The 26,218-nt window shown below is 40.7% G+C and carries 25 protein-coding genes; 14 read left to right on the top strand and 11 right to left on the bottom strand.

The annotated features are described in order from the left end of the window. Position 1: 1 nt before the first annotated feature. Complete coding sequence (locus EHQ64_RS00865; protein WP_135647622.1) at positions 2-463, bottom strand: hotdog fold thioesterase; 462 nt, start codon at positions 461-463, stop codon at positions 2-4. A gap of 98 nt (positions 464-561) precedes the next feature. Between EHQ64_RS00865 and EHQ64_RS00860 the strand changes: the two genes are divergently transcribed. Continuing rightward, positions 562-1,569: a patatin-like phospholipase family protein gene (locus tag EHQ64_RS00860; protein ID WP_135647621.1), complete on the top strand. Its 1,008-nt coding sequence runs from the start codon at positions 562-564 to the stop codon at positions 1,567-1,569. Between the two features lie 106 nt (positions 1,570-1,675). Next, positions 1,676-2,254: a TetR/AcrR family transcriptional regulator gene (locus tag EHQ64_RS00855; protein WP_135647620.1), complete on the top strand. Its 579-nt coding sequence runs from the start codon at positions 1,676-1,678 to the stop codon at positions 2,252-2,254. A 96-nt stretch (positions 2,255-2,350) separates the two neighbouring features. Here EHQ64_RS00855 and EHQ64_RS00850 read toward each other — a convergent pair whose 3' ends face one another. The 3 genes from EHQ64_RS00850 to EHQ64_RS00840 form a co-directional block, all read right to left on the bottom strand. Further along, complete coding sequence (locus EHQ64_RS00850) at positions 2,351-4,264, bottom strand: AMP-dependent synthetase/ligase (RefSeq protein WP_135647619.1); 1,914 nt, start codon at positions 4,262-4,264, stop codon at positions 2,351-2,353. 80 nt (positions 4,265-4,344) lie between these two features. Beyond that, entirely contained in the window at positions 4,345-5,457 is a 1,113-nt protein-coding gene (locus tag EHQ64_RS00845) for an AraC family transcriptional regulator (protein ID WP_135647618.1), read from the bottom strand. Between the two features lie 48 nt (positions 5,458-5,505). Continuing rightward, on the bottom strand, positions 5,506-7,140 hold the full coding sequence (locus EHQ64_RS00840; RefSeq protein ID WP_135647617.1) for a glycerol-3-phosphate dehydrogenase/oxidase: 1,635 nt from the start codon (positions 7,138-7,140) through the stop codon (positions 5,506-5,508). Positions 7,141-7,294: 154 nt separating this feature from the next. Between EHQ64_RS00840 and EHQ64_RS00835 the strand changes: the two genes are divergently transcribed. Both EHQ64_RS00835 and EHQ64_RS00830 read left to right on the top strand, forming a co-directional pair. Beyond that, complete coding sequence (locus EHQ64_RS00835; RefSeq protein ID WP_135647616.1) at positions 7,295-9,304, top strand: SpoIIE family protein phosphatase; 2,010 nt, start codon at positions 7,295-7,297, stop codon at positions 9,302-9,304. Between the two features lie 84 nt (positions 9,305-9,388). Next, positions 9,389-11,083, top strand: a complete 1,695-nt coding sequence (locus tag EHQ64_RS00830; protein WP_135647615.1) for an FAD-binding oxidoreductase — start codon at positions 9,389-9,391, stop codon at positions 11,081-11,083. Between the two features lie 2 nt (positions 11,084-11,085). On the opposite strand, the gene EHQ64_RS00825 is transcribed toward EHQ64_RS00830, so the two are convergent. Genes EHQ64_RS00825 through EHQ64_RS00815 form a run of 3 tightly spaced genes read right to left on the bottom strand, consistent with a single transcriptional unit; the run spans position 11,086 to position 14,711 of the window. Then, positions 11,086-11,850 carry an enoyl-CoA hydratase/isomerase family protein gene (locus EHQ64_RS00825; protein ID WP_135647614.1) on the bottom strand — a complete coding sequence of 255 codons (765 nt, stop codon included), beginning with the start codon at positions 11,848-11,850 and terminating at the stop codon, positions 11,086-11,088. A 15-nt stretch (positions 11,851-11,865) separates the two neighbouring features. Then, positions 11,866-12,675 (bottom strand): hypothetical protein, encoded by an 810-nt coding sequence (locus EHQ64_RS00820; protein ID WP_135647613.1) that lies wholly within the window; start codon positions 12,673-12,675, stop codon positions 11,866-11,868. 20 nt (positions 12,676-12,695) lie between these two features. Beyond that, a complete protein-coding gene (locus EHQ64_RS00815; RefSeq protein ID WP_135647612.1) occupies positions 12,696-14,711 on the bottom strand; it encodes a tetratricopeptide repeat protein in 2,016 nt (671 codons plus the stop codon). 115 nt (positions 14,712-14,826) lie between these two features. Between EHQ64_RS00815 and EHQ64_RS00810 the strand changes: the two genes are divergently transcribed. Then, on the top strand, positions 14,827-16,275 hold the full coding sequence (locus EHQ64_RS00810; RefSeq protein WP_135647611.1) for a hypothetical protein: 1,449 nt from the start codon (positions 14,827-14,829) through the stop codon (positions 16,273-16,275). Then, entirely contained in the window at positions 16,262-17,374 is a 1,113-nt protein-coding gene (locus tag EHQ64_RS00805) for a cysteine desulfurase family protein (RefSeq protein WP_135647610.1), read from the top strand. Before EHQ64_RS00810 ends, EHQ64_RS00805 begins: the two co-directional genes overlap by 14 nt. Positions 17,375-17,376: 2 nt before the next feature. On the opposite strand, the gene EHQ64_RS00800 is transcribed toward EHQ64_RS00805, so the two are convergent. Beyond that, a complete protein-coding gene (locus EHQ64_RS00800; protein ID WP_135647609.1) occupies positions 17,377-18,525 on the bottom strand; it encodes a deoxyguanosinetriphosphate triphosphohydrolase in 1,149 nt (382 codons plus the stop codon). 124 nt (positions 18,526-18,649) lie between these two features. On the opposite strand from EHQ64_RS00800, the gene EHQ64_RS00795 reads away from it, so the two are divergent. Genes EHQ64_RS00795 through EHQ64_RS00785 form a run of 3 tightly spaced genes read left to right on the top strand, consistent with a single transcriptional unit; the run spans position 18,650 to position 20,394 of the window. Continuing rightward, a complete protein-coding gene (locus EHQ64_RS00795) occupies positions 18,650-19,279 on the top strand; it encodes a DedA family protein (protein ID WP_135647608.1) in 630 nt (209 codons plus the stop codon). Positions 19,280-19,326: 47 nt separating this feature from the next. After that, positions 19,327-19,878 (top strand): HNH endonuclease, encoded by a 552-nt coding sequence (locus EHQ64_RS00790; protein WP_135647607.1) that lies wholly within the window; start codon positions 19,327-19,329, stop codon positions 19,876-19,878. After that, positions 19,879-20,394, top strand: coding sequence for an LIC11661 family lipoprotein (locus EHQ64_RS00785; RefSeq protein ID WP_135647606.1), 516 nt, complete (start codon positions 19,879-19,881; stop codon positions 20,392-20,394). Here the strand turns inward: EHQ64_RS00785 and EHQ64_RS00780 are convergent. Genes EHQ64_RS00780 through fliS form a run of 3 tightly spaced genes read right to left on the bottom strand, consistent with a single transcriptional unit; the run spans position 20,391 to position 21,754 of the window. Beyond that, positions 20,391-20,873 (bottom strand): molecular chaperone DnaJ, encoded by a 483-nt coding sequence (locus tag EHQ64_RS00780; RefSeq protein ID WP_135647605.1) that lies wholly within the window; start codon positions 20,871-20,873, stop codon positions 20,391-20,393. The genes EHQ64_RS00785 and EHQ64_RS00780 overlap by 4 nt on opposite strands. Beyond that, the gene (locus EHQ64_RS00775) at positions 20,852-21,286 is read right to left on the bottom strand and encodes a hypothetical protein (protein ID WP_135647604.1); all 435 of its coding nucleotides are present in this window, start codon (positions 21,284-21,286) and stop codon (positions 20,852-20,854) included. The genes EHQ64_RS00780 and EHQ64_RS00775 overlap by 22 nt, the downstream gene beginning before the upstream one ends. A gap of 15 nt (positions 21,287-21,301) precedes the next feature. Continuing rightward, positions 21,302-21,754 (bottom strand): flagellar export chaperone FliS, encoded by a 453-nt coding sequence (fliS, locus tag EHQ64_RS00770; protein ID WP_135647603.1) that lies wholly within the window; start codon positions 21,752-21,754, stop codon positions 21,302-21,304. A gap of 86 nt (positions 21,755-21,840) precedes the next feature. Here fliS and purN point away from each other — a divergent pair, with 86 nt between their 5' ends. The 5 genes from purN to fsa all read left to right on the top strand — a co-directional run bounded on the left by purN (position 21,841) and on the right by fsa (position 26,180). Beyond that, entirely contained in the window at positions 21,841-22,467 is a 627-nt protein-coding gene (purN, locus tag EHQ64_RS00765; protein ID WP_135647602.1) for a phosphoribosylglycinamide formyltransferase, read from the top strand. 1 nt (position 22,468) lies between these two features. Beyond that, on the top strand, positions 22,469-24,010 hold the full coding sequence (gene purH / locus EHQ64_RS00760; RefSeq protein WP_135647601.1) for a bifunctional phosphoribosylaminoimidazolecarboxamide formyltransferase/IMP cyclohydrolase: 1,542 nt from the start codon (positions 22,469-22,471) through the stop codon (positions 24,008-24,010). A gap of 1 nt (position 24,011) precedes the next feature. After that, positions 24,012-24,644: a hypothetical protein gene (locus EHQ64_RS00755; RefSeq protein WP_135647600.1), complete on the top strand. Its 633-nt coding sequence runs from the start codon at positions 24,012-24,014 to the stop codon at positions 24,642-24,644. 33 nt (positions 24,645-24,677) lie between these two features. Next, positions 24,678-25,388: a hypothetical protein gene (locus EHQ64_RS00750; RefSeq protein WP_135647599.1), complete on the top strand. Its 711-nt coding sequence runs from the start codon at positions 24,678-24,680 to the stop codon at positions 25,386-25,388. A gap of 147 nt (positions 25,389-25,535) precedes the next feature. Beyond that, complete coding sequence (fsa, locus tag EHQ64_RS00745) at positions 25,536-26,180, top strand: fructose-6-phosphate aldolase (RefSeq protein ID WP_135647598.1); 645 nt, start codon at positions 25,536-25,538, stop codon at positions 26,178-26,180. The last annotated feature ends 38 nt before the right edge of the window (positions 26,181-26,218 follow it).

Below are 26,218 nucleotides of genomic sequence, written 5' to 3'. Positions count from 1 at the left end.
ATCATTCCCCTGCCGGTGGGAGCCTCAAAATAAGCACTTGAGTTGTGGACTTAGCTAGAAGTTTCCCCTCTTCGTCAAATGCCTCTCCTTCTAAATAGATATGTTGGTTCCCTCGAGCGACTACCTTTGCTTGGACCGTGATCCGTTGGTTTTCTTTTACCATTCGAATATAACTAACGCTCAATTCCAAAGTGGTAGTAGGCTTACCTGCAGCTAAATAGCATAAGGGCCCGAAAGTATTATCAAATGCAGCCGCTAAAAATCCACCTTGGAAAACGCCCATCGGATTCGAAAATCTAGGCTCTATATAAAAGCTACATACCATTTCTTTTTTACGTACATAAGAAACGAACTCTCCGGATAATTCCTTAAACGCAGGTGGAGGGACCATAAGATTCGGAGCTGCTTTGGAAAACTTCTCCCATTCTTTCTGCATATCTTCTAAATCTTTTTTATTAGCCAAGGGGAGTCTCCTATACTATATTCCGATCTTGTAAAGAAATTGGATTCGTGCAAATTAAAATTGCCATGATTTGGTTCCACAACCAATATGTAGGAATAATGAATCCGGTTTTTTCCTTAGAAAATAGAATTAAAAAAGGATTCCAGACCGCTTGGCAAGAATTCGGTGCGAAAAAGGAAATCGCACTCGCAATTGCCGGAGGTGGTATCAAAGCATTCTACGGATTAGGTTTTGCTTTTGCTCTTAGGACCTGGGGAATAAAAATTAAGGAAGTTTCAGGAGTAAGTGCGGGAGCCGCAATGGCAATCAGCACCCTTTCAGAAACGGAAGAAGATAGCTCCAATTACTTTCAGGAACTTACAAAAAGAAATCCCAAAAACTTCTATTGGAATCGTCTTTTACGTATCCTTCCTCCTTTTCCACATCATGGGATGGCCAAAAGGACGGTAGAGTATTGCTTAAGATTTTCCAAATTAATCTCTAAGTCCGCAAAAATAAGGATCCATACCGTGGAGATCCCGAATGAAAGTTTGGATAAAAATAAAAGCGGCAAACCGATCCAAAGATTGCTCTTAACTAAAGCAGCATCCATCATCCGAGCATATTTTAAGGACGAAACATTAAGAAGAAAGGGAGAAGAACCTTTTGAAGTACTGAAGAGAATGAAAGATTGGGGTTGGAGGGAAAAAGTTTTTACCGAAAAAGATTTTACGGACCCGGAAACCGTCACTCAGATCGTAATGAACTCATGCTCTGCCTTTCCAGTCCTCCCACTACAAAGTTTTAACGGGAATTATTATTTGGACGGGGGCTTAACCAATAACTTATTGCTGGAAGAATTTTCCTCCGACCTACCTAAGATAGGCGTATTCTACGAGCCAACCACATTGATTGGAAAATCCAATTCTATCTTAGGAGATACTTTGCTTGTTTCCCCTAAGGGACCATTTATAGAACAGGGGTTCGATTATACGAGCCCAAGCCTAGTGAAGTACGCATTCGAAACTGGTCGAAAGGATGCCGAAGAACAAAAGGAGAGGATCCTGACTCATCTTGGCCCAAACTGGAAAAAACACTTGCATTCTTTTTTCGAACAAATAAAATAATTAACTTGCCCCGAAAAACGAACAGGTTATACACCTTTCTTTTCCGCGCGGACGCGTTAGGACTAGCGAAAATAGAGAATAGAAAAACTCATTCAGGACCCAGGAAATGCCCAAAATCGTAAACCACGAAAAATATAAAGCCGAGATCCTCTCCAAATGCGTGGATATCTTGGCAAGGCGCGGGTATTCGGCAGTTTCAATGAGAGAGATTGCCACAGAATTAGATGTATCTACCGGAACCCTTTATCATTATTTCTCCACTAAGGAAGATATCTTCAAAGAGCTCGTAAAATTTGTATTAAATAAAGATATAGAAGAGCTACAGGTATATTCCAAAGGAGAAGATAACCAAACCATCGAAAAAAGGGTCGAAGCACTTTTTACCATGGTAAAAGATAGGGAAACTTACTTCCAAAATCTTCTCTACATTATCTGCGATGTTTCTAGATTAAAAAATCATGAAGAAGAGAAACAACTGATCGCGGAAGCTATGAAAGAATATGTGACGATCATCACAAAACATTTGGGGATTACAAATCCGAACCTGAACAGACTTTTGATCAGTATTATCCTAGGAACTGTAGGACAAAGGATCGTAGATCAGGATTCTATCAAGTTGGATGAAGTTGCCGAAGTTGTGAAAGATTTTATGGGAGTCGTTCTCTCAAATACATTCACTTTCTGAATCTTTAATTCACGCTAAAACCGCAAAGAGTTTCGGGTCATTTTTCATAAAAGACCTTCCACACTTAGCGGCTTCGCGTGAAAAATGAATTCTCTCTTATCTCAAAACTTCTTCTTTTTTATCCGAATATATATCGGAGATCAATCCTGAATATTTATCAGTAACCACATGTCGTTTGACTGAAAGTTTTGCTGTTAACTCGTCTCCAGTCTCGAATGGTTTTGGCAATAATCTAAAATCGACTACTCTCTCAAATGATTTAAAACCGTTCGTTGCAGAAATCGAATTTCGGATCACTCCTTGGATCTTAGCGGCACATCTTGCTTCTTCTTCCGCGGAGCTAAATCCTATACCTGGTTTATATTCAGGAAAAAATTCAGGATTTGGCACGATCAAAGCGGAAAGATATTTTTGATCCTGACCAACTACCATACATTGTAGTATAAATTCTGATTGGCTTAAAATATTTTCTATCGGGACAGGTTCCACATTTTCCCCACCTAGAAGAACAATAGTTTCTTTTGTCCTACCTACGATTTTCAGACAATTATTGAATGTCATCATTCCCAGATCGCCAGTATTGAACCAATCTCCCTGCATCACTTTACGGGTATTTTCATCATCATGATAATATCCTGACATGACCTGGTCCCCTTTTACATGGATCTCACCTTTAACTGAATAGGCCTTAGGCCCACCTTCTTCAGTAGTCCAAAGTATTTTGGAAGTATTCGGGTCCACGATACGCAAGGAAGTTTCTTTATACAATGGACCGACTGTTCCGATGACTGCCTGATCTAAAATACGAACGGAGATCACAGGAGAAGTTTCAGTAAGACCATATCCTTCCAAAACCTGGATACCAATCGCGTTAAAAAATTTGTCCACATGAGAAGGAAGAGCTCCTCCTCCGGAAACAGTCCCTTTTAATTTTCCTCCGGTTGCTTGACGGATCTTATTCAGAACGATTAGATCCAATAAAGCCGCCGGGATTATATTCAAAATATATTGAATACTTTTGAATATTCCGACTAGAAAGGAATAGATAAAATTCCTACCGGTCATATCCAGTTCCCTAAAACTGAGCCAACGTTTTGCAGATTGTATATTCGATGAGAAAAACAATGCAGCATGGAAAAGTTTCTGTTTTACGATCGAAGACTTGGACACTGTCGCATAGATCCCCTGATATACACTTTCCCAAAGCCTAGGCGCGGAAGCCATAAATGTGGGCTTCACTCTTTTTAAGTCTTCTTTGAGAGTACGGACCGATGAGTAATAAGTCCCTGCTCCGAAATAGATACATACCATCTCGAACATTCTTTCGAAACTATGCCATACAGGAAGAATGGATAATATTCTCTCCCCCGCCTGCAATCGGATCGGTATCCGATTGATCTGAGACATGATATTCTTATGGGTTAAAGGAACTCCTTTAGGACGCCCCGTAGTTCCGGCAGTATAGATCAGGGTAAATAGATCTTCTTCTTTGATCTTGGAAATTCGATCTTCTATACTTCTATTTCCATTATCTCTTAATTCTTTTCCTCTTTGAACCAGGTCCCAAAACTTCAGTTCTTTTCCGGTTCCCTTCGCGTTCTTATCCATCAATATAATCGTATGTATGTTTTGGATGGAGTTTGGGTTTTGATATAGTTTTTTTAAAACTGTATCATTCTCTGCAAAAACGATCGTAGCACCACTATGAGGAAGTATATGATTCAGATCTGAATCGGTGACATCGGTTCCCCTAGGCACATCCGCACCACCGGCCATAATCACCGCATAATCCGTGATGATCCATTCTAGACGATTGTCTGCAAGAACTGCAGCGTGGCCTTTTTGTGGGAATTCCAACTCAATGAGTGCAGTACCAAGTTGTAAACCGAACTCGTATATTTCCGAATAACTGACCGGATCAAATTCACCGGATTGATTTTTAGTCAGAAATGCTGGTAGATTCCCATATTTATTTTTGGACGATTGAAATAAATCGGCAAGAGTTTTCATGCCACCTCCATGTTTCGGAGGGAGTATAGTCGTCTCTGGGAACTTTGTCGTCCTGTCGTATAACTCAGGACGTTCGAATTTTAAAATTTTATCGAAAGTTTGTATTTTATCGCGGTCTTTCTAAATTCGCTAGGAGTTGTATCTGAAAATTTTTTGAAAGCTTCATTGAATGCGGATTTAGAATTGAATCCGACAGATTCAGAGATCGCAAGAATGGATCTGTCCGGATCTTCTAAAAGAAGTATCTTCGCTTCTTCTACCCTCCAAAAATTGATATAATCGGAGAACTTCATAGACAGACGGTGGTTTAAAAATTCGGATAATTGATGGTTGGTAATTTTTAGCTCATCGGCCAATTGAGAAAGAGTAAGATCTTCGTCTGCATACATCTTCTCCTTCTTCATTAATGCTTCTAACTTTGTCTTTATTTGATTCTCATCCATTCCTTTCAGTCTGGATTTTTTATAACGAACCTCTCTTAAGCTCTTCCCCACAAACCCTAACCAATTCTGTTCTCTATGCGAAAGTAAAAATCCGATTACGAGTAATGCAGGAAGACTAAAAATACTCTCTCGAACAAAATCGATCCTTTTTAAAAGTGTTCCTACTAGACCCCAAGAGATTACAAAAGTGATGAGTATCAGATAGAGTAGGAACATCCTTCTAGCTCTTTCCTCGTTCTCGTTCTTTTCCGCTCGAAAAATATAAGATCTATAACTCCATAAAACCGGAAGAAAATAGGATAAGATCGCTATCTTAGGCGAAATTTGCATAAATGCTAAAACGGAAGAATATCCTCTGGGTTGCCCCATCTGCTTTAATATTTCTTGGCGGAACTCTTCTCCTAAAGTCCAAAAAGGCAAAAACAGTAAGATACAGAACATGCTTGTAGAAAAATGAAAGAAGGCCTCCGTTTTAGAAACAGGTAAACCTAGTAAGGTAATTTGGAAATGTAGATAGAGAACAGGTGCAATTCCCAAAGCGAACGGAAGATGGAATCCGTATAAAATTGTATAGTGGGAAGTCCAACCCGCAAAAAAAGAAACTCCTCCTAGTAACCATATTGAAGAAAAGGATAATAGAAAAAATATCCTTACCCTTTCTCCAAAGGAAGCTGGCGAGAGTAAGATCCCTAGGGCCCAAATGAATCCAAATGCTGCCCCAAAAAGTAAATATATAGAACCTAATCCCATCTTAATTCTTCTCTTTGAAAAATACTACGGCGTAAATTTTTCGAAAAGCTAAAAATGGTAACGAGAAACGATCTCCGAAGTTTCTGTCTTTTTACGAGCGGAATTCCAGCCCAATGTTTTTCCTAACTCATCTAGGATCGTATGAAGAGATTCGTCGGAAGGAATTCCAGGAACACCTGCTCCAGATCTTCTAAAGAAGAAGTCCGTCGCCTTTTCTACTTTTTCTTCCGAAGCGATATATCTGATCTCTGTGGAGCTAAAATGTTCCCCATTATTTAAAGTTACGGATCTGTCTCCGGACTTTTGATACTTCAGCACCTCATACGCAAGACTTCCGTAACGGAAAGCCAGTGTTTCGAGATATTCTCCGGAAAGTTTGGAGTATTTTTTGGAAAGCCCTTTTACTAAAGAAGAATGGTCCGAAAATTCTCCGGAAGATAGAGGGATCTGATCGGTCTCACAAGGTAAAAATTTTCCTGGTAGGTATTCACAAAGTTTATCTGCGATCTTCTCCGCTAAATGTCTACTAGTCGTATATTTTCCACCAAGAGCCGTAAAAAATCCAGGGAGACCTTTTTCTTTATGATCTAATATTTCCGTTTTTCTAGAGGCATTGTAAGTGTCGGATTTTTCACCCGGATCTTCTACCAATGGTCTCATCCCACCGTAATAGAAATCCACATCCGATTCAGTAAGATCGGAATATCCGAATGCGAAATTAATTTCTTCTAATAGGCCATGTATATCCGATTTGGTGACTTTAAATTTATCAGGAGAATCGGAGAATACTGTGTCAGTAGTTCCTATGATCGTTTTTCCTCTCCAAGGTAATACGAACATATGGGTCTTATCTCTTTTCTTTAGAACTACTGCCTTGGAAACAGTAAGAGCTCTTGTGACTATATGAATACCTTTGGAGCGAACAAGCACCTTATCCATTCCAACTCCCGCAAGAGATTCCACAAAATCCGCCCAAGGGCCTGCCGCGTTCACTACAGTCTTTGTAAAGATAGGATATGTTTTACCGCTTCTTTTATCTTTTACGATCGCTTGGTATAATTCTCCCTGCCTGGAAATCGCAACTAGCTCTGTGTAATTTAAAGCAGTTCCACCCTTCTTCTCCGCAGAAAAAATGAACTCGCAGGTATGTCTTTCCGGATTCATATTCTGATAATCGTAATATAAGAATCCGCCTTTTAGGCCGGTTCTAGGAAGACTAGGTGCTTCCATGACTACTTCTTCCGGAGTTAAAAATCTGTATTTAGGGATCCAAGAATCCGAACTGATCTCACGATTCCGGTCATAAGAAAATCTATCATACATTCCAAGACCGATCCCAGTGATCCATTTTTCCGGAGTGGAATAGATTGGAATTAGAAAGCCCAAAGTTTTAAGTGCGTGGGGTCCTATTTTTGCAAGGATCCTTCTTTCTCTTAAGGATTCTCTGACTAAACCGAATTCTGCATTTTTAAGATAACGTAATCCTCCGTGGATCAATTTGGAAGTCGCTTGGGTTGTTCCGGATGCAAAATCGTTTTTTTCTATTAGAACAGCTTTTAACCCGCGTAAGGTGGAATCCCATAAAGTAGTGGCACCAGTGATCCCTCCCCCTATCACTAAGGTATCGAAAATCTGAGAAGAGATTGGAAATCCTGATGTTTTTGAGCTCGGAGTTTTAGGCATGATTCCACAGCCTGGATCGGAGAACTTGGTCGGTCAAGACATTAGAATCACACAAGTTCTTTACTCCAAATCTGAGTCTGATAATTTTTGTTTAGGCTCGGGTTCTTATTTTTCCCTTATTTTAGGATTTTACCGAACGGAGTTCGATTCATAAATGTCATATTCTTCCTCCCGAACCGGGCGCTTTCGAAATAAATGGAATTCGATTTTAGGTTTTTTTAAAAAAGACCAAGATAGAGATGCGTTTGAAAAAGAATACATCCAGGATCTTAGAAGGCAGTTAAGGGCACTTCAATACCCAGGTGCGATCCTAGGAATTTTCGTATGGTTGGGTTTCGCCCTAGGCACGGATCAAAAATTACATCCTGAATTTCCTGAACTTTTTTATTTCCGGATCGGGCTTTCAGCAGTTAGTTTAATTCTTCTTGTAACCTTACTCTTTGATACATTATTTCGGATCCCCACCCGTAAATACAGTTTAGAGATGACCTACATGTATTTCTCTTATCTGCTTTTATCCACGTCTTTTTTTACCGGAAGGATCGCGGACGACCCGAATTACGTATCGGGTTTGCAGATCGTGCTGATCTTAATGGTATTCCTTCCTCTTCCAAAGAAATCATATTATTTTTTTCTAACACTTTCTTTAGTGTTTTTTGTAGGAGCGGTTCTACTTTATTCACCCAATTTAGCTACTCCTCAGGCAGCGTATTCCATGCAGAATCTTGGGATCGCGTATCTTTTAACTCTCGTTTTTGCGATCATCTTAGAAAGATATAGATTCGTAAGTTTCGTAAGTAGATTTAAGATTTTGGAAAGTAATCGGGAGATTTCAGAAAAAATGCTCCAGATCCAAACCTTAAAGGAAAAGCAGGACGGTGATTATTTCTTAACTGCACTTCTACTCTCCCCTTTGATCAAATTGGATAATCTGGAAAATTCCGCGGTTAAGGTGGAATTCCTACTAGATCAGTATAAAAAGTTCTCCTTCAAGGAAAAAGACTACGAATTAGGCGGAGACTTCTTAAGCGCTTATCTAGTTAAGATCCAGGACAAAGAATATACTGCATTCATCAACGGGGACGCGATGGGAAAATCCATCCAAGGTGCGGGAGGAGCCCTAGTACTCGGTTCAGTTTTCAATTCTATCATAAGTAGAACTAGACTTTCTCCTGAGATCCAATCCAAATCACCTGAACGTTGGTTAAAAGAAGCGTTTGCGGACTTACAGAATGTCTTTGAAACATTCGACGGATTTATGCTGATCTCGGCGATCTTAGGGATCGTGGATCATTCTACAGGAACATTATTTTTTATTAATGCAGAACATCCTTGGCCGGTATTATATCGGGACGGCAAGGCTGCGTTTTTGGGAGCCGAATCCAATCTTCGCAAACTAGGAATTTCGGAAATGTTCGGCTCTAAGATCCAGGTCCAAACATTCAGAATGTTACCTGGAGATACGATTTTTTCCGGATCAGACGGAAGGGACGATCTAGTATTAGAAGAGGATTTTTCAGGCAAAAGGATCATGAATGAAGACGAAACAGTCTTCTTAAGTTCCGTAGAAGAAAGCGGTGGAGATCTGAAAATGATCCGAAGATCCTTGATCAGCAGGGGAAAACTTTCAGACGATTTGAGCTTATTATCCATCTCCTATAACCCTTCCAGAAATCCGTATATGGAAGACAAAAGATCCATTTCGGAGGCAGACTCATTCTTCCAAAGAGGAGATGTTTCAAAGGCAATCCAGATATTAGAAGACGGACTCAAAAAAATCCAAATCGGAGCGGACCGTTACGCTCCTCAGGCAGCAAAATTTCTATCAAGATGGTATGATAAAATTTCAAAATTCCAAGAAGCGGCAGCCTGGGCTGAAAAGAGCCTGAACTGGGATCCTTCTGAAACAGAAGTTTTGTTCTACGCGTCTATTCTCTGGAAAAAAGCTTATACTCAAAAGAAGAAGTCTGAATTCCTAGAATCCGCCGCGGAACTTGGGGAAAAGATGAGGGTCCGTTCTCCAAACCATCTAAAAAATCTGATCAATCTGTCGGATATTTATAGGTTACTTGGGAATTCCATTCGAGCCAAAAAATTATTGGAAGAAGCATCCGTCATTTCTCCGGACGATCCTAAAATCGCAGAATTGAAAAAGCGCTTATAAACGACTTAGTTCCTTTTTCCCTTGCCCTCAGGAAAGATTGGGATTTATTGGAAACGTTTTCATCAAGCCGGAGATTTATAACCTATGTTCTATCATGAGCTGAACCCTAAAATTGACTATTCCAGATCGAATCTAAGATGGAATGCTTGGGGTGCAAACGACCAAGATTTCGGAAGAAAATCACAAATGCCCGAGATCTTAAAACTTCTCCAGAGAGAATTCAATTTAAACTCTATTCGTGAGACTCCAGCAGTCGCCTTGGAAGATATTAAACTTCCAAACGGGAAATTAAGCGCATCCGATATCAAAAATCTAAGCGGGATCGTAGGTAAGAATAATCTCAAAACGGATCGATTAGAAAGAGTATTTCACTCTGCCGGAAAAAGTTACTACGACGTACTTAGGCTTCATACAAACACATTAAAGTCATTCGTAGACGGAGTGATCTACCCTAAAAAAGATTCGGAGATCATTAAAGTTTTAGAATATTGTTCTAAAAACAAGATCACTGTCATTCCTTTTGGAGGTGGTTCCTCCGTTGTAGGCGGTTTAGAAGTGATCAAAGGAAAAGGTCAAAAAGCGGTCCTTTCCTTGGACATGACCGAAATGACAGAACTCATCTCATTCGACCCGATCAGTATGACAGCAACTTTTCAAGCAGGGATTTACGGACCGAAATTGGAATACGGACTGAACTTGAAAGGATATACCCTAGGTCATTTTCCTCAATCATTCGAATATTCCACTTTAGGTGGTTGGGTCGCAGCAAGAAGTGCAGGCCAACAATCCAATCGTTACGGTAAGATAGAAGAGATCATCAGTTCCGTAAAATTGATCAGCCCGAATGGAGTTGTGGAAACTTTAAGAGCTCCTGCTGCATCTATTGGACCGGACTGGAATCAGATCATCGCAGGAAGTGAAGGTCTTTTAGGAGTGATCTCTGAAGTAACGATCAAGATCCATAGGATCCCTGAGACTAGAAAATATTTTGGATTGGTATTTCCTGATATTCTATCCTCTATCAATTTTATTAGAAAAGCAAACCACGAAGAAATTAAAACTTCTATGCTTCGTCTTTCAGACGCGAATGAAACCAGGCTGTATGAATACTTAGGTGAATTAGGAAAGAAGAATACTGCAGGTAGAAAATTCAAAAAGTTCCTACAAAACTCTTATCTGAAATGGGTCGGCATCGGCGGAAATAAATGTGTGGTCTTAGTCGGTTTGGACGGATCTAGAACCGAAGTGGACCGTTCTTTTAATTCTCTTAAAAATCTTTGGAAAAAGGGCGGAGCGATCTACGCTGGAGAAAAATTAGGACAAAATTGGATCCATAGCAGATACAATATGCCATTCTTAAGAAATCATATCATGCAATTCGGAATGGGGGTGGATACGATGGAAACTTCCACAACCTATGATAGATTAGAAGATTTGCATAAGGCAGGGATCGAAAGTTTACAAAATTCTATTCCTAGTTCGATAGCAATGTGCCATCTTTCCCATAGTTATCATGATGGAGCTTGTTTGTACTACACGATCCTGTTCCCGATGGACGAAAAGAAACCGGAAGACCAATGGTTCAAAATGAAACGAATGGTTTCTGATACTTTCCATGCACATAAGGCTCCGATCAGCCATCATCATGGAGTTGGATTCGATCATAAAAAATGGTATCAATCCGGATTAGGGAAACCTGGGATCGACGCATTGAATGGATTGAAGAAGAGCCTGGACCAAAAAGAGATTTTGAATCCAGGAAAACTATTTCACTCTTAAGATCAGGTAAATACCGGGCGCCTTCTTTCTAGGATGGATTTCATTCCTTCCTGACCGTTTGGCGCCACAATTGCTTGCGCCAAAAGTTCTACGTCCCTAGATTCCAAAGTTTCCGCGAGTAAACGTTGAGAATCTCTTAATGCTACCTTCACACCTACTACAGATTCGATCGCCATATCTTGGAATTGAGAGCACCATTTCCTAGCTTTAGGAATAAGTTCTTCCGGAGTCGCAGATTCTTCTACAAGTCCGACTTCGACTGCTTCGTCCGCTTTTAAACCTTTTCCGCTGTACAAAAGATCCCTTGCGGTTTTCATTCCGACTAGATCTTTCAAAACAGTTCCAGCTGTAGAAGGAAAATTAAGTCCGATAAGAGATTCCGGAAATCCAAGCCTTCCTTTTTTCTCCACAAGGATCCTATAATCGGAGAAGATAGCGATCACTGCTCCAACACCCATAGAGTGTCCGTTCATCGCGCAAACAACAGGCTTAGGAGAAAATAAAATTCTCCCGCAAGCACCTAATGCTTCGTGTAAAGCTTCCTTGATCTCTTCTAAATTTTTTCCTACAAAAATTTCGGGATTAAAACCGTTGGAAAAAAACTTATCGTTTCTTCCGGAAAGGAGAATTGATTTTACGGATCTGTCTTTCTCAGCCTCGTCCAGCACTTCTCTTAATTTACGAAAGAACTCTCTTCCTAAAGAATTCGTTTCATTCGTTTTAATATAAAGTTCTAATATATGTCCGTTCTTTTCTACGTCTAACATGATTGATTTCCTTTTCTAAAATCCGAACACCACTTGGTTCAATTTATCCGTACGAGTCACTTTTTTCATTTTGATCTCGATACGGTTTTGATCAGATCCATCTTTCCTAGAAACGATCCTTGTAATCGTAGTCCTAGGAGGGAATTCCATTTCTCCCTGAACACTGGTAACAGCGCGAACATTTTTCCCACTCGAATCCCATTCTACGGATCGAATTCCGTTCTCTGCGGTATAATACGTCCATTCTTCCCCAGGTTTACGAACTAGAACAATCCCATCATTCGGCTGAACAAGCGTCCATTCTGGTTTAAAAAGTTCCGCATTTCGATTGGAAAGAAGATAATAGATCACAGGAAAAGGCACAACAGTCTGTTTTCCTGTGTTCGGATCTGAAAGAATGATATCGTCCATTTTTTGTTCATGGATCTTATCCACAGTCGCGGATTTGATACGGATTGTTTGACCATCTGTAAAAACCTTCGAAACGCTGATCCCGAACAGTTTGTCCATTAATTCGATCTGCATCTTACCGCTTGGTTTATCATACGAGATCTTTCCACTTAAGGAGAAGATGTCTTTCTTTGGAAAATAATTCTGGATACGGATATCGAATTCTCCCGTATAGGAAGTATTCGATTCTTCTAATTTACGAAGACCTTCTAAAAACTTGGCTCCGTCCTTTGATTTCGCATTCCAAAACTTGATCTTTCCTTTTTGGCGAAAGTTGATCTCCTCTATATCCGTTGTCACACATGATTGGAATACAAGAAGAATACAGAAAAATAGCCCCGATTGAAATACGGACTTTAAATGGTTTGTTTTCAAAACATAATCCTTCCGGTCGTTTAAGATTTATTAGAGACCGGATTCGTTCTTAACCTCTCCAATTTTTCCCGAATTCGAAGTTTGTCTTCTTTCTTTTGAAAAAGAGATTCCGATTTTTCCCAGAATCTTCTGGCGTCGGAAAATTCCCTTCTTTCATGATGAACATCTCCTAGATGTTCACAGATAGTAGGATCGTATTCGTTCTTATCTTGGAGAATTTGAAATGCTAAATTTAAATGAAGAAGAGCCTCGTTGACCCTACCCTTTTTATAATAGATCCAACCCAAACTGTCTTGGTAAGCTTCGTTATCAGGAGCAAGTTCTACGGCCTTTCGGATCAGATCAAGAGCCTCATCCAATCGGACTCCTTTTTCAGAATAATGATATCCTAAATAATTATACGCGATCGGATTTTCAGGATCCAACTCCATGGATTTTCGCAAGTCCGATTCCATTTCAGGGATCCTTCCCAATTTTTCTAAAGTGGATGCCCTATAAAAATGATACACGGATGATTTCGGCTCGATCGAGATCGCTTGCTCGAAGGCTTTTCTACTTTCATCCAATTTCTCGGATTGCAACAGAACAATTCCCAAGAGATAGTATGCGTAGTGATTGTTCGGATCATTCTTCAGAATATTTTGGATGATCTCTTCCGATTCTTGTACTTTTCCGGGAGGATTTCCTCTAAGCAAAAATGCCAAATGTAATTCATATTTTTTTGAATCTTCAGTCGAAGCGGCGATCTGGATCGCTTTTCTGACGGAAATAATGGAACGAAACACTGAACCTGACTGTTCATAGATACTCGCTAAAAAATCGTATTGTTCCGCGACCAATTGTTTTTCGAATTTTTCCTCTTCTGAGATACGGATCGATTCTAGAAGTAATGTTTCTGCCAAATTATTCAATTGAGACTGTAAAGCAATGGATGCGACTTCTACAAGTTCCCGAACATATTCTTTTTTGTTAATATTCTGGTCTCTTTTCTGGATTTCCAAAACTCCCAATCGAATGGATAATCTTTTAGGAAATCTTTCTTTTAATGGAAATAATATTCTTTTAGCGTCTACATATTTAGAATTTAAAACGGAATACAGACCGAATAGAACTCCGTCTTTATTCAGCTTGCCTTTTTTTCTTAGATCCTCGAAATAACCGGCCGCCATGGATCTACTTTCTATAAAGTACATCTCTCCAAGCATCAATTCCACGGAAGAATTCCCTTGGATCTCCTGTAAGATCCTTTGGAGTTGTTTTTTTGCCTGGGAGAATTTCCCCAATTGGTCCAGGATCTTTGCGAGTAAAAAGCGGATTTCCCAGTTTTCCGGCCTCATCTCCAGATATCCGGAAATATAAAACAATGCCTTTGTATTTTGCCCCAAGCCAAAATAGGTTTTGCCCAAAGATAAATATACGAATTCGGGATATTTCGGATTGGAATCCTTTTGTTTGATCAGATCTCGAAGTGAACTTAAGTAAAGCACTGATTTAGCGTCGTTCTTTAAGGCAAGTTCTGCGGAGCTTAAAAGGTAATAAAAATCAGGGTCTTCGGAAAATTTACTTAGATGAGATTCTAAATAAATCGCGGCCTTTTCGTATTCTCCGCTATTTAAAAGAATGGTCCCCTTCAAAATATAGGTTTCTCTAAAATTCGGTTCCGATTTTTCGGCCAGGTCCAGATCGGAGACTGCGTCTTTCCATTGCCCTAAATAATAATGAGCCAGGGCCTTATTCCAACGAAAAACTGCGGAAACAGGAACTCCCACAGATTCGGAACATTTGATATAATCCTGGTAATTTCTGAGAGCTTCAATGATCTCTTCCGTTCTTTCTTTTCCTTCGGAATTTCTGGCCTTATTCATACTCTCCAGACCGAGAGAATAATAAAAAGCTGGCCAAACGTTTCTTGCCCTTCCGGAAGGATCGATATCCCTACAAACAAAGGGAGAATCTACGTTTCGGGGAGAAGAGAATAAGGAACCGACTGGGAAGATGGAAATTAGGAGGATCGGAATAATGCTTGCGTGTTTCATAATCCCCGGACTTGTATAGGGTTTGGAATCGAAAAAAGCGAAATCTTCACTCTCTCAACTCTCAAGCGGGGGACTCAATTCGTCTAACGAATTTTCCGGAACCTAAGGAAAGAAATTGTTCAGCATCCTAAGAGAAAAGAAAAAACTATTTTTAACGCTTCTATTCATTTGGACCCTGGCAGCGATCTATATCTATCCCAGGAGATTTCAAATTTTAAGGTCCTTCGCGCTTTGGTTGGAACCTCCCGTTTTAAATCCTTCCCTTTCAGCAAAATTGCAATCCAAGGGAGACGATCTATTATCCGAAAAAGTAGAATATAGACAGATAGAACATTATCTCAGAACAGACCAGATGTCCAGGGCCTGTACTCGAGCCTTTCGTTTAGGGAAAGAAGGAACAGACGATATTTTTCGTGTCCCTAGTTGGATGGAAGCGAAACACCAGGGATGGACTATGGAAAGGCTCGCAAATCCAAGCGAGACCAAATTTTCCACGGGAGAAAAACCTGTAGATCCTTTCGAGTATTGGAAGGAATTTTATCAAACACCTCTCGAAGCTTTAGATTATTATAAAAGAGCCTTAAACTATAATCCCTTCGACGGTTATAATTCTCCTGCACCGATCGCTTCTCTTGGAAAAGATAAACCTGAAATTGCAGGAAAAAGTTTACTGGAGAAGATCCGGATCAGTTCCTTCGCTTCTTGTAGACCGGAAGAAGCGATCCTTGCTCATTTCCAATCCATCCAAAGGATCGAAGAATTAGTTTTTGAGAAATTGAAAGAGGCAAAACCTGTTTCTATCCCTTGGTGGAAACGGATCCTGAACTTTTTTAGTTTTAGTTGCAAAGCAGATGATGAAGAAACGGTAGTAGAAGATCTTCCTAAGGATATTCGTATTTGGAAAAAAATTGCCGAATCTCAATCCGAACCTGTCGTATTCTCTCCGGATTATCCTGATACGACAACTCTTACAGCAAATAAGTACAAAACACTTTTACTAAAAACCCTAGAACTTCTTAGATTAAGAACGGACGAATCTCATCCTTCTCTTTCTCCGGAAGAATCAGTATCCTTATTCACTCGTGTGCTCTATTTTTCTTGCTCCAAAAGAAATATACCTGCAGAAGCAAAATATTGGGGTGCAAGTGCGATCGCTGCAATTCCTTGCGAAACCACGGACACAGAAGGAAGTAAGGTTTTCTACTCCAACTTATATAGAACAGCTCAACTTTATTACCGTTTGGGAGAAAGAGATTCCAATTATCGCAAAAAAGCGGGTGAAATGTTCGAAGCTGTCTATCAATCTGCAGCGACTGATCTTGGAGTTCGGTTCGAAGCAAAACTCATGAGAGTTCGTTGTTTATTGTACGAATCCAATTTTGACCAAGCCTTAAAAGAACTAGACGGTCTTGATACCGAAGTCTATACAATAGATCCGAACTATAGAAACGATAAATCGGGTTACGAAGATCTGATCGAAGATAAAAAGAAACTATTGCAGTACGTACTTCGTCGAAAAGGTAGATACGAAGATGCGGACGATATTTTCGATGAAAAAAATTAAATACTTCGATTATAATGCGACCCATCCTCCGATCCCAGGTTTATTATCTAAAATTTTAGAAGAATACGAGGAGGATTTTTTCAATCCTTCCGGGCCTACTCGTTTTTCCTTAGCTAGACAAGGAAAGATAGAAGAGGCCAGAAAACTTTTAGGAAAATTAACAGGAAAAGACCCGAAAGGTTTTGTATTCGTTTCCTCAGGAACGGAAGCGGATCATTCACTCGTATATTTCGTAAAACAAAGTATCAAAACGAGAGCCTATCTTTCTCCTTTTGAACATGCGGCAATGTACGGTGCATTTCAAAGTTTAGGGATTCCTTATACGATTTTAGATACGGATAAATCAGGGCTCGTTTCTTTGACCCAATTAAATTCCTACCTGAAAGAAGAACCTGGGCCCGTATTTATTCTACATGCAGGAAACGAAACCGGGGTCATTCAACCCTTGGAAAAAATATCCGAGATCTGCTCCAAGTATCAGGTCTCTGTATACTCCGATCTAATCCAATCCTTTGGAAAAATCCCTGTTCCATTCTCTATTTTAGACGGTTTTACTTTTTCAGGCCATAAGATCGGCGGAGGACTCGGTTCTTCCGTGTTATGGTTGGATCCAAGTAAATTGAAAGAAGGTGGAGTCTTTCTAGGAGGGAACCAAGAAAACGGTCATAGGGCCGGTACCGAAAATTCTCCTTCAATCCAAGCGTTGGCAGAAGCGGCCAGATTACAATTCTTCGAAATGGAGACTAAGAACAAACGTTTAGAACATTATAGAAATCGAATAGAATCTAAATTAAAAAGTTTAGGTTCGGAGATTGTAGCGGAAAATTCTCCGAGGCTCTTTTCTACTACGTTTGCGCTTCTTCCTTTTGATGATCTGGACTTTTTTATGATGGGAATGGAAGAAAAAGGATTCGCACTCTCCACAGGTTCTTCTTGTAAATCCAGATCCAGAGAAGCTGCCCCTTCCCTTTTGGCAATGGGTTATACGAACGAAGAAGCTTTACGAGCGATTCGGATTTCTACTGGTTTATATACGAGTGAGGAAGAAGTGGATTCTCTTTTGAATGCCTTAGAAGAAACGATCCGGTCGATCGCTTAAGATCATTTTCCGATCCCGGAGGCGGTTTCTTCTGCGTAACGATCCGTCATACCGGCCACGTAATCGCATACACATCTTTCCAAGCCTTCTTTTTCTATCCTTTGCTTGTAAGTTTCTGGGATCCGGTCCGGATGTTTTCTAAAATGGAAAAATAATGTTTCTATAATATCTCTTCCCCGATCACTTGTGACCACGACGGAAGGATGTCTGTATAAGGTTTTGTATAAGAAAGATTTCAGTTCTCTCACCTTCTCTCCATATACAGGTTCGTAAGTCGCGATTCTTTTTCCGTCCTGGTAGGCAAGATTCAGATCGGAACGATCTTTTATTTTCCATTCACCGATCCTGGACTCTATCGTCTGGATCATATTCGAGACCATTCCATTCGTGAGTTCTCGGATTACCGTTCTAAGATATACTTTTCCGGAAAGATTCGGATATTTCTCTTTTACCTTGAAAGACGCCTCCGACCATAAAGAAAGAGGATCCAAATCTTCAGGTTTGAGATATCCCATCTCCAATCCGTCATCAATATCATGGCTCGTATATGCGATCTCATCCGCAACATCCGCACATTGTGCTTCGAGACTCGGCCCCTCGTCCTTTCTTTCTTTTCCGATATTAGAACCGCCGTATTCTGCACCATGTTTCATCATTCCCTTTAGGGTTTCTTTGGATAAGTTCAAACCGGGAAATTCAGGATAACGTGTTTCTAATATAGTTACGATCCGGAGAGATTGTTTATTATGTTCGAAGCCTCCGAATTCTCCCATAAGATCGGAAAGCATATCCTGACCTGCATGCCCGAAAGGAGTATGTCCTAGATCATGAGCAAGTGCGATCGTTTCTGCGAGTAACGAATTCAGTCCCAAGGAAGACGCGATCGTTCTAGAGATCCCGGCCACTTCTAAAGTATGAGTAAGCCGATTGCGATAATTTTCTCCCACTGAGTAAACGAACACTTGGGTCTTATATTGTAATCTTTTGAACGCGCTAGAGTGAACCACTCGATCCCTATCTCTTTGGAAAGGAATACGGTACGGGTGTTCTTCTTCCTTATATTCTCTTCCACCAGTTTCGTCTTGCAAAACTGCGTAGGCGGACAAAATGGAATTTTCGGATTGGATGATTTGATTTCGGTCTTTTTGCACCTAAAACCAAATTAGAACCCAAAAACCATGGAAGCAAGCCAAACAAATCTAGTTTTTCGATTCCCATTTGTCCGGGAAAAGATTCACTGGTGGAATTCTACTTAAGACGCAGATTGAAGGATTCATGGATCTAGTTAATATCCCGGAATTAGTAAATTTTTTTTCCCGTTTTGGGAATGAATTCGCTTACTTAGTTATTTTTCTCACCTTGATCCTTTGCGGTTTCGGTCTTCCAGTCCCGGAAGATATATCCTTAGTATCCGGAGGAGTTCTTGCAGGCCTTGGATACGCAAACGAGCACGTTATGTTCGGTGTAGGAATGGCAGGGGTACTAGTAGGAGACGGTTCCGTATTTTTACTCGGAAGGATTTTCGGGGAGAAGGTTCTACGAATTCCATTTATCGCAAAATTTCTGACTCCGGAACGATTTGCGAAGGTCCAGGAAAAATTTTCCAAGTATGGGAACTGGGTAGTGTTTGTGGCTAGATTTATGCCGGGCCTCCGAATGCCGATCTATCTCACTGCAGGCACTTCTGATCGGATCTCCTTCTTTCGATTCTTATTCTTAGATGCTTTTGCTGCGGCAATCTCAGTTCCGATTTGGGTCTATTTAGGTCATTATGGAGCGAAAAATTTAGATCAATTAAGCTCTTTAGTCCACCAAGGCCAAATTACAGTCTTTGCATTATTAGGAATTCTTGTATTAGCCCTAGTTCTATATTTTACAATTAAGAAGAAACGTTCCGGGAAATAATACTTTTACTCGACATAATTTTATGAACCTATACTGTTTGGTTAGATATGGATGTTCTTACCCAACATGTGTTGGTTCTGAACGCAACCTATGTCCCGGTTGCGATCCGAACGGTCAAAGACGCCGTTATTCTTCTCGTCCTGAATAAAGCAGAACTCATTAAAGATGAAAAAAATCTTTTCATCCGTTCTGAGAAACTTCGCTTCACTACTCCCAGGATCATTCTACTTACAGATTACTATAAAGTTCCCAAACGAAAGCATAAACTTTCCAGAGAGAATATTTTCCTAAGAGATGATCATGAATGTGTATATTGTAGGAGAAAACTCCCTTCTTCTAAACTCACTCTAGATCATGTAATTCCTAAAAGCCGTTGGGAAGAAATTCCTAGAGAAAAAAAGCCTAAGGATTATCATACCTGGGAAAATTTAGTCACTGCCTGCAGGGACTGTAATACTAAAAAGGGAAACAAACTATTACAAGAACTCAAGTGGGAGATCCCTGAAAATCGATCGACAAACAAGAGACGTTTTTCACAATTTTCAGTATCCACCCAATTGGTCGAAAAATTCGGCTGGGCGGATTATATACACAGCTAAATGAATCTTTTTTTATCCGGGAGAACTCTTTGTTTCTTCCCAATTCTACTTTCAGTATTGTCCCTTCTTTCCTGTTATAATTATTCCTCCAACCGGATCTTTACAACTCCTCCTACACTCGTAGGGATCACTTCTATCGGGACAGGAGTGTATGAGTTGAGGCTCCGTGCAGGAAACCCGGAAGCATTTTTTAACGGGTATACTTTATATACTGGAAGTTCTGCAGACGCTTCCAGAAATCCTTCCGATTTTTCTTCGGGAAAAGGATGCCAACTTCCTCTAAATTTACTTCCGAACCAACCAAAAGAATATTCTATCGAAGTGAATCCGACTGCGGGTCCCTTAGCAGTTCCAGGTCCTGGGGAAAACACAAATAGGGTCTGTAAAATTGTAGCTACTTTGAATTCGGGAGACTTTGTTACCTTAAGATCTTCTGTGATCTCTTTGGATCTAAATAGCGGGACAAAGGATATTTACGTATTCTCCATGCCTTCGAATACTCTACAGGTCCCTTAATCCTTAAACCAAACTTCCATTTTTTTTAGTGTTTTTTCAGTATCTTCTCTCCAGATACTTTTGGGAAATTTTTGGAGAAAGTTTTCTAATTCTATTTTAGCAAATCTTAATTCTTCTCTTAAAACGATTAGAGCAGGATTCTCTTCTCCTTTTAAGAAAACAGGATTCCCATCCGTAAACTGAAAATACTTCTCAAGAGCAGAGGCGGCTTTCTGTTTCGCTTCTTTATAAAATTGAAATCCTTCCGGATCCGGTTTTCCATTCTCGGGAGAAGAGAAAGAATGTGACTCTAAGGAAGAAAGTAACACATCCCTTAATTGTACAAGTTCTTTGAATAATACGTCTGTTTCGTATTCACCCGAATCCGGATGATACTTTCTGGAAAGTTCCCGGAACCTGGTCCGGACTAGATTTTCGTCGAATTTTTTGGGAAGTCCGTAAAAGTCCAGGGCTCGGCTCAGCAGGTCCCCGTCTTCCAACCTAGTTTCCTATGAGCTAGGAATTTTTTGAGCTGGATCTTGGTTTGCACCTGATTCAGTTCCTTTTGGTATTCCTGCAGAATGATCTCCATTTTTTCTCCGACTAACGAATTTAGCTCCCTGGACTCTTCCAATTTTTGGAAGATCTCGTCGGAGAGTCGAATGATTTCCAGAGTTTGAGGTGCGGATTCTTCTGATTGTTCTATCTTACGATCTAGAACTTTCATCTTTTCCACAAGTCCGGAATTTTGGAGTTCTAACTTGGCTGCACCTTCTCCATCCCCAAAACCAAGTATTTCTAGTTGGCGTTTTTGAAGAGAGATGAGTTTGTCCAAAAAGGAGATTTTCTCCAAATAGTAGGAGGAAAGTTTTTCTTCCATACGGTTTAGACTTTTAGAAGTTTTAGCAGTCATTTCGTTTTTAAAATTTTATCCTTGGAGGGAAAGCCCTGTTCCTCTTGCACCGGGAGCAGGCATAGGAACTACGGAAGCAGTTTTTTCCTTCTTCTCGATCTCTTCCCAAGCGATTTTCAAATCTTCCATATATTTGATGATCTCTTGTAGGATCTCGCTGTCCTTCTTCATATTGGCTTCTAATAAGCGCTTTTTAATATAAACATAGATCCCGAGTAGGTTATTTGCAACCTCTCCCCCGCTCTCCAAATTCAGAGCAAGCATCAGTTCGGTCACGATCTCTTGGGCTTTTAGGATATGGTTGTTCACCACGTCGTACTTGCGGGGTGTATTATTTTCGATGGCTACGTTTAGGAAGCGGATCGCCCCTTCATATAACATCACGATAAGTCGTCCCTGACTCACAGTAGAAATTTCATTGGATTTATACTGTTCGACGGACGCCGTCGATTTTCTAGCAAGTGACATGTGTCTCTCCTGAAATACTTTTCGACAAAATTCCGGACCGCCTTAACGTGGACTGGTAATTCTTAGCGTATCGGATGCGAAAATTCTTGGCAAGCCTGATTCCCAAACCCAGAAAAAAGCTTGTCTTTTTGGCGTCTGGCCGGGGGAGCAACCTCGAAGCTGTCCTTCAGGGAATCCAAAAGGGCAAAATCCCGGGAAATCCTGCCTTTTTAGTCACTGACAATCCGGAAGCTCTCTCCATTCAAATAGCGGCCAAATACAAGGTCCCTTCAAAAATCCTAGACTTCAGATCTTTCTCCAAAAAGGAAGAATACCATAAGAACCTGTTGGAACTCCTACAGGAGATCTCTCCGGACCTGATCGTAGCCTGCGGGTACATGAGAATTTTGAAGCCGGAGATCATCCGAGCCTTTCCGAATCGGATTATCAATATACATCCTTCTCTTTTACCTGCATTTACAGGGCTACATGCTCAAAAACAGGCCTTCGATTACGGGGTGAAGATCGCCGGCTGCACCTCTCATTTTGTGGATGAGGGTGTGGATTCGGGACCAATCATCCTACAAGGAGTTGTTAAAATCGAGGAAGGAATGAGCGAAAGAGAATTGACTCTTGCCATTCTCAAAGAGGAACATAAAATCCTGCCACTCGCAGTACAGTATTTCTGCGAAGATCGGCTCTCCATCAAAGACAGGAAGGTCTCAATCCTCTAGCATGATCAAAATCACTCGTGCCCTCATTTCAGTTAGCGACAAAACCGGGCTCATCGGATTCGCTAAATATCTAGAGTCCAAAGGAGTGGAAATTATTTCCACAGGCGGAACTCTCAAAACTCTCACAGAGAACGGAATTAAAGCGATCGCTATCGATGACTATACCGGATTTCCGGAAATTTTGGACGGAAGAGTAAAAACCCTTCACCCTAAAGTCCATGGAGGACTTTTAGGCGTTACCTCAAAGCCGGAGCATAAGAAAAAGATGGAAGAGCTTGGCATTCCAAAAATCGATCTGGTTGTTGTGAACTTATACCCTTTCGTGCAAACAGTTTCCAAACCTGGGGTTCATCTGGACGAAGCAATCGAGAATATCGATATAGGCGGACCTTCCATGATCCGCTCTGCAAGTAAAAACTATAGACATACTGTTGTAGTGACTGATCCGAACGATTATAAAACTGTAGAAGAGTCTATGAAGGTTAACGACGGTTCCGTGGACGCGGACACTTCTTTCCTTCTAATGAGAAAAGCTTTTTCTCATACTGCAATGTATGATACCGCGATCTCTTCTTGGTTCAATAAACTAGCTGGGGAAAAGTTTCCGGACATTCTAAACTTATCCTTCACTAAAAAACAAAAGCTTAGATACGGAGAAAACCCTCACCAGGGAGCCGCATTTTACGAGCCTTTATTCACTAAAAGTGAGTTCTCTCCTTTACAAGGAAAAGAATTATCTTTTAATAATATGCTCGATTTTGATGCAGCATTCCATATCTCGGCTCTTCTTCCCGACAATACTGTATGTATCATAAAACATTTGAATCCTTGCGGGATCGCTTATGCGGATGATACCTTAGAAGCATTCCGTCTAGCAAAAAGAACGGATCCTATTTCTGCGTTCGGTGGGATCATAGGGATCAAGGGAACAGTTACCGGAGAGCTCGCAGTCCTTATCGGAGAAACTTTCGTAGAGGGAGTCATCGCTCAAAAATTCGATCCTGCTGCTTTGGAATATTTTGCAAAAAAACCGAATGTTCGTCTGATAGAGATCCAAAATTTCCAAGAAGCATTGGATGAAATGGATCTAAGACCGATCCACCATGGAATTCTTTTACAAGACAGAGACTACGCAACGATCACTGAAAAAGATCTGAAGGTGGTTTCTAAAAAACAACCTACGGAAGAAGATATCCGTGGTCTGATGTTTGCTTGGTCTACCGTAAAATTTATCAAGTCCAACGCGATCGTTTATACCGAAGAGAATGCTACTCTTGGTATCGGCGCCGGCCAAATGTCCAGAGTGGACTCGGTCCAACTAGGTGCGACCAAAGCATTGAACGTGGGACTTTCCGTGGTAGGATCTTACGTAGCAAGTGATGCATTCTTTCCTTTCAGAGATGGGATAGATGCGATCGCAAAAGTTGGAGCAAAGGCAATCATCCAACCTGGCGGATCCATCCGAGACGAAGAAGTGATCAAAGCAGCCGACGAGCACGGGCTCATCATGGTGTTCACCGGCATGAGGCATTTCAGACACTAAGATGGAATTTTTTCTCTACCTAATCTATTTAGTGATCACACTCGTGATCATTTCCTTAGGAGATTATTATTTCCAACTCTTGTATCTGAGTGGAAAGGATACTTTCGAAAAACAGGAACTTACAGATTGGGCGAGAATTATCCCTTTTAAGATCATGAATCTATTCGAATCTGCGGGAAGTCTTCAATACGGACTTCTCGCATTCGGATTAGCTGCATTCTTTTCTTATGTATGGACTTTGACTGGAGGGCTTATCGGCTCTCCTCATTATACGGATTCATTTGGAAATTATTTCTTTCTATCCTTCATAATGCCTGTTCTTCTCTTGGCCTTCTACTCTTTTCTCTCTTCCGAGATCTTAAGAGCGGCAAGGATTTCCCGTAATAGCGGATCATTTTTAGCTCGATTGCTCAACCAAGAGATCCCACTTCTTTCCGGGACCTTTGTCTCGGTAATTGCCTCGAACCTTGCTGTCTACGGTCTTTACCACGAAATTTCCTTTTTATTTGTTCTTCCGAATATTCTGATCTTGATGGTCTTACTCATCCTAAGATGGAACGGAAAAGTCAAATTCGGCGGAATTCGCTTGGATAGAGAGGAAGAAGTGCCTGAGGATTTAGAGGAAGATCCCTAATTCTTATTCGGTTTTCTGCCGATAGTTACAAGTATGAAAGGGCAATCCATTTGCGTATTATTATTCTCCATCCTTCTTCCTTGGAGTTCCGTATTTTCCCAATTTCCGGGAGATAATACTCGAGCAAGCGGCTCCAGACCTACTTTGGACGGATTTGCAGAAGTCGCATGGGAAGCATCTTATGCCCAAGTCCGTGATAAATTTTTATCCTTAGCTGCGAATCCTCAAAGCGACGAGAAAATCGAAGTAGTTCATGAAGATAAGGAAAAGTCCTTACTTGTGCGTCGCAACGGGATCTTCTATTTATATCGTTTTTATTCCACACCCAAATTGGTTTTAGATTCTCGTCCTAAAGATAAAAACCAGCCTCGCGCAGAAAAAGATCCAGCCGCGGATGAAGACGAACATTTGGAACCTGGAAAATTATTCTCCGTGGGAATTTCTTTCAGATATCTTCCTGGCAAAGACGTGCAGAATAAACTGGAAAACAAATACGGCAAACCTAAGAAAGAGACCCTGGATGAAAAAAAGATCGGCGGCGCAGTAGTCTGGGAATTAACAGACGAAAGGCAAGCCCCTCCTGCCGGTGGTTTCATTATTCAATGGAAAGAATCCTACAAAAAACAACCGTTTACTAGACGAGTGGATTATTTCAGTTCTAAAGTAAAAGCCCAGATCGAAAAAGAATATAAAGAGTTCTTCAACGCGGAAGAAATCAAAACTTTAAGAGATCTGATCCCATAAGAAATCCTTGACCCATGGTCCGATCAAGGGCCATTATCCAATAGATTCTAAAAAACCGCCAAAATCAAATGGCGGTTCTAGTTTCCTCTAACTCTTTTTCGATCGAAACGAAGAGTTATAAATTCTAATTTGATTCGGAGCCATATCGTGGAATTATATTTGGATACAGCCAATGTAGACGAGATTAAGGAAATCGCGTCTTACGGTCTTTTGGACGGAGTTACTACAAACCCTTCTTTGATCGCTAAGTCCGGTCGCAATTTTAAAGAAGTGATCAAGGAAATCTGTGCGATCGTTCCAGGTCCAGTGAGCGCAGAAGTGATCGCAACCAAGCATGAGGACATGCTAAAAGAAGCGGACGAGCTAGTACAAATCGCTCCGAACGTAGTGATCAAAGTCCCTTTAATTCCAGAAGGTCTAAAAACTGTAGTAAAACTTACAGAGAAAGGAATTCCGACTAACGTTACTCTTTGTTTCTCCGCTCCTCAAGCTCTATTAGCAGCGAAAGCGGGTGCTACTTATATTTCTCCGTTTATCGGTCGTGTAGACGATACTTCTTGGGACGGAATGGAACTTATTTCAGAGATTAGAGAGATCTATGATAACTACGGTTACGAAACTAAAATTTTGGCTGCTTCTATCCGTGGGCCGATCCACCTAAAAGAATCTGCACTTAGAGGAGCGGATTGTGCTACTATGCCAATTTCCGCTTACCTACAGTTATTCAAACATCCTCTCACCGACATCGGTTTGGAAAAATTCTTAGAAGACGCTAAAAAACTAAAATGGTGATCTAAAATCCTCCGTGATCTCAGTGTTCTCCGTGCGGA

The organism is Leptospira sarikeiensis (assembly GCF_004769615.1).
Classification (GTDB): domain Bacteria; phylum Spirochaetota; class Leptospiria; order Leptospirales; family Leptospiraceae; genus Leptospira_B; species Leptospira_B sarikeiensis.
The sequence above is the reverse complement of the archived record's forward strand: the minus strand, read 5'-3'. Positions and strand labels throughout refer to the sequence as shown.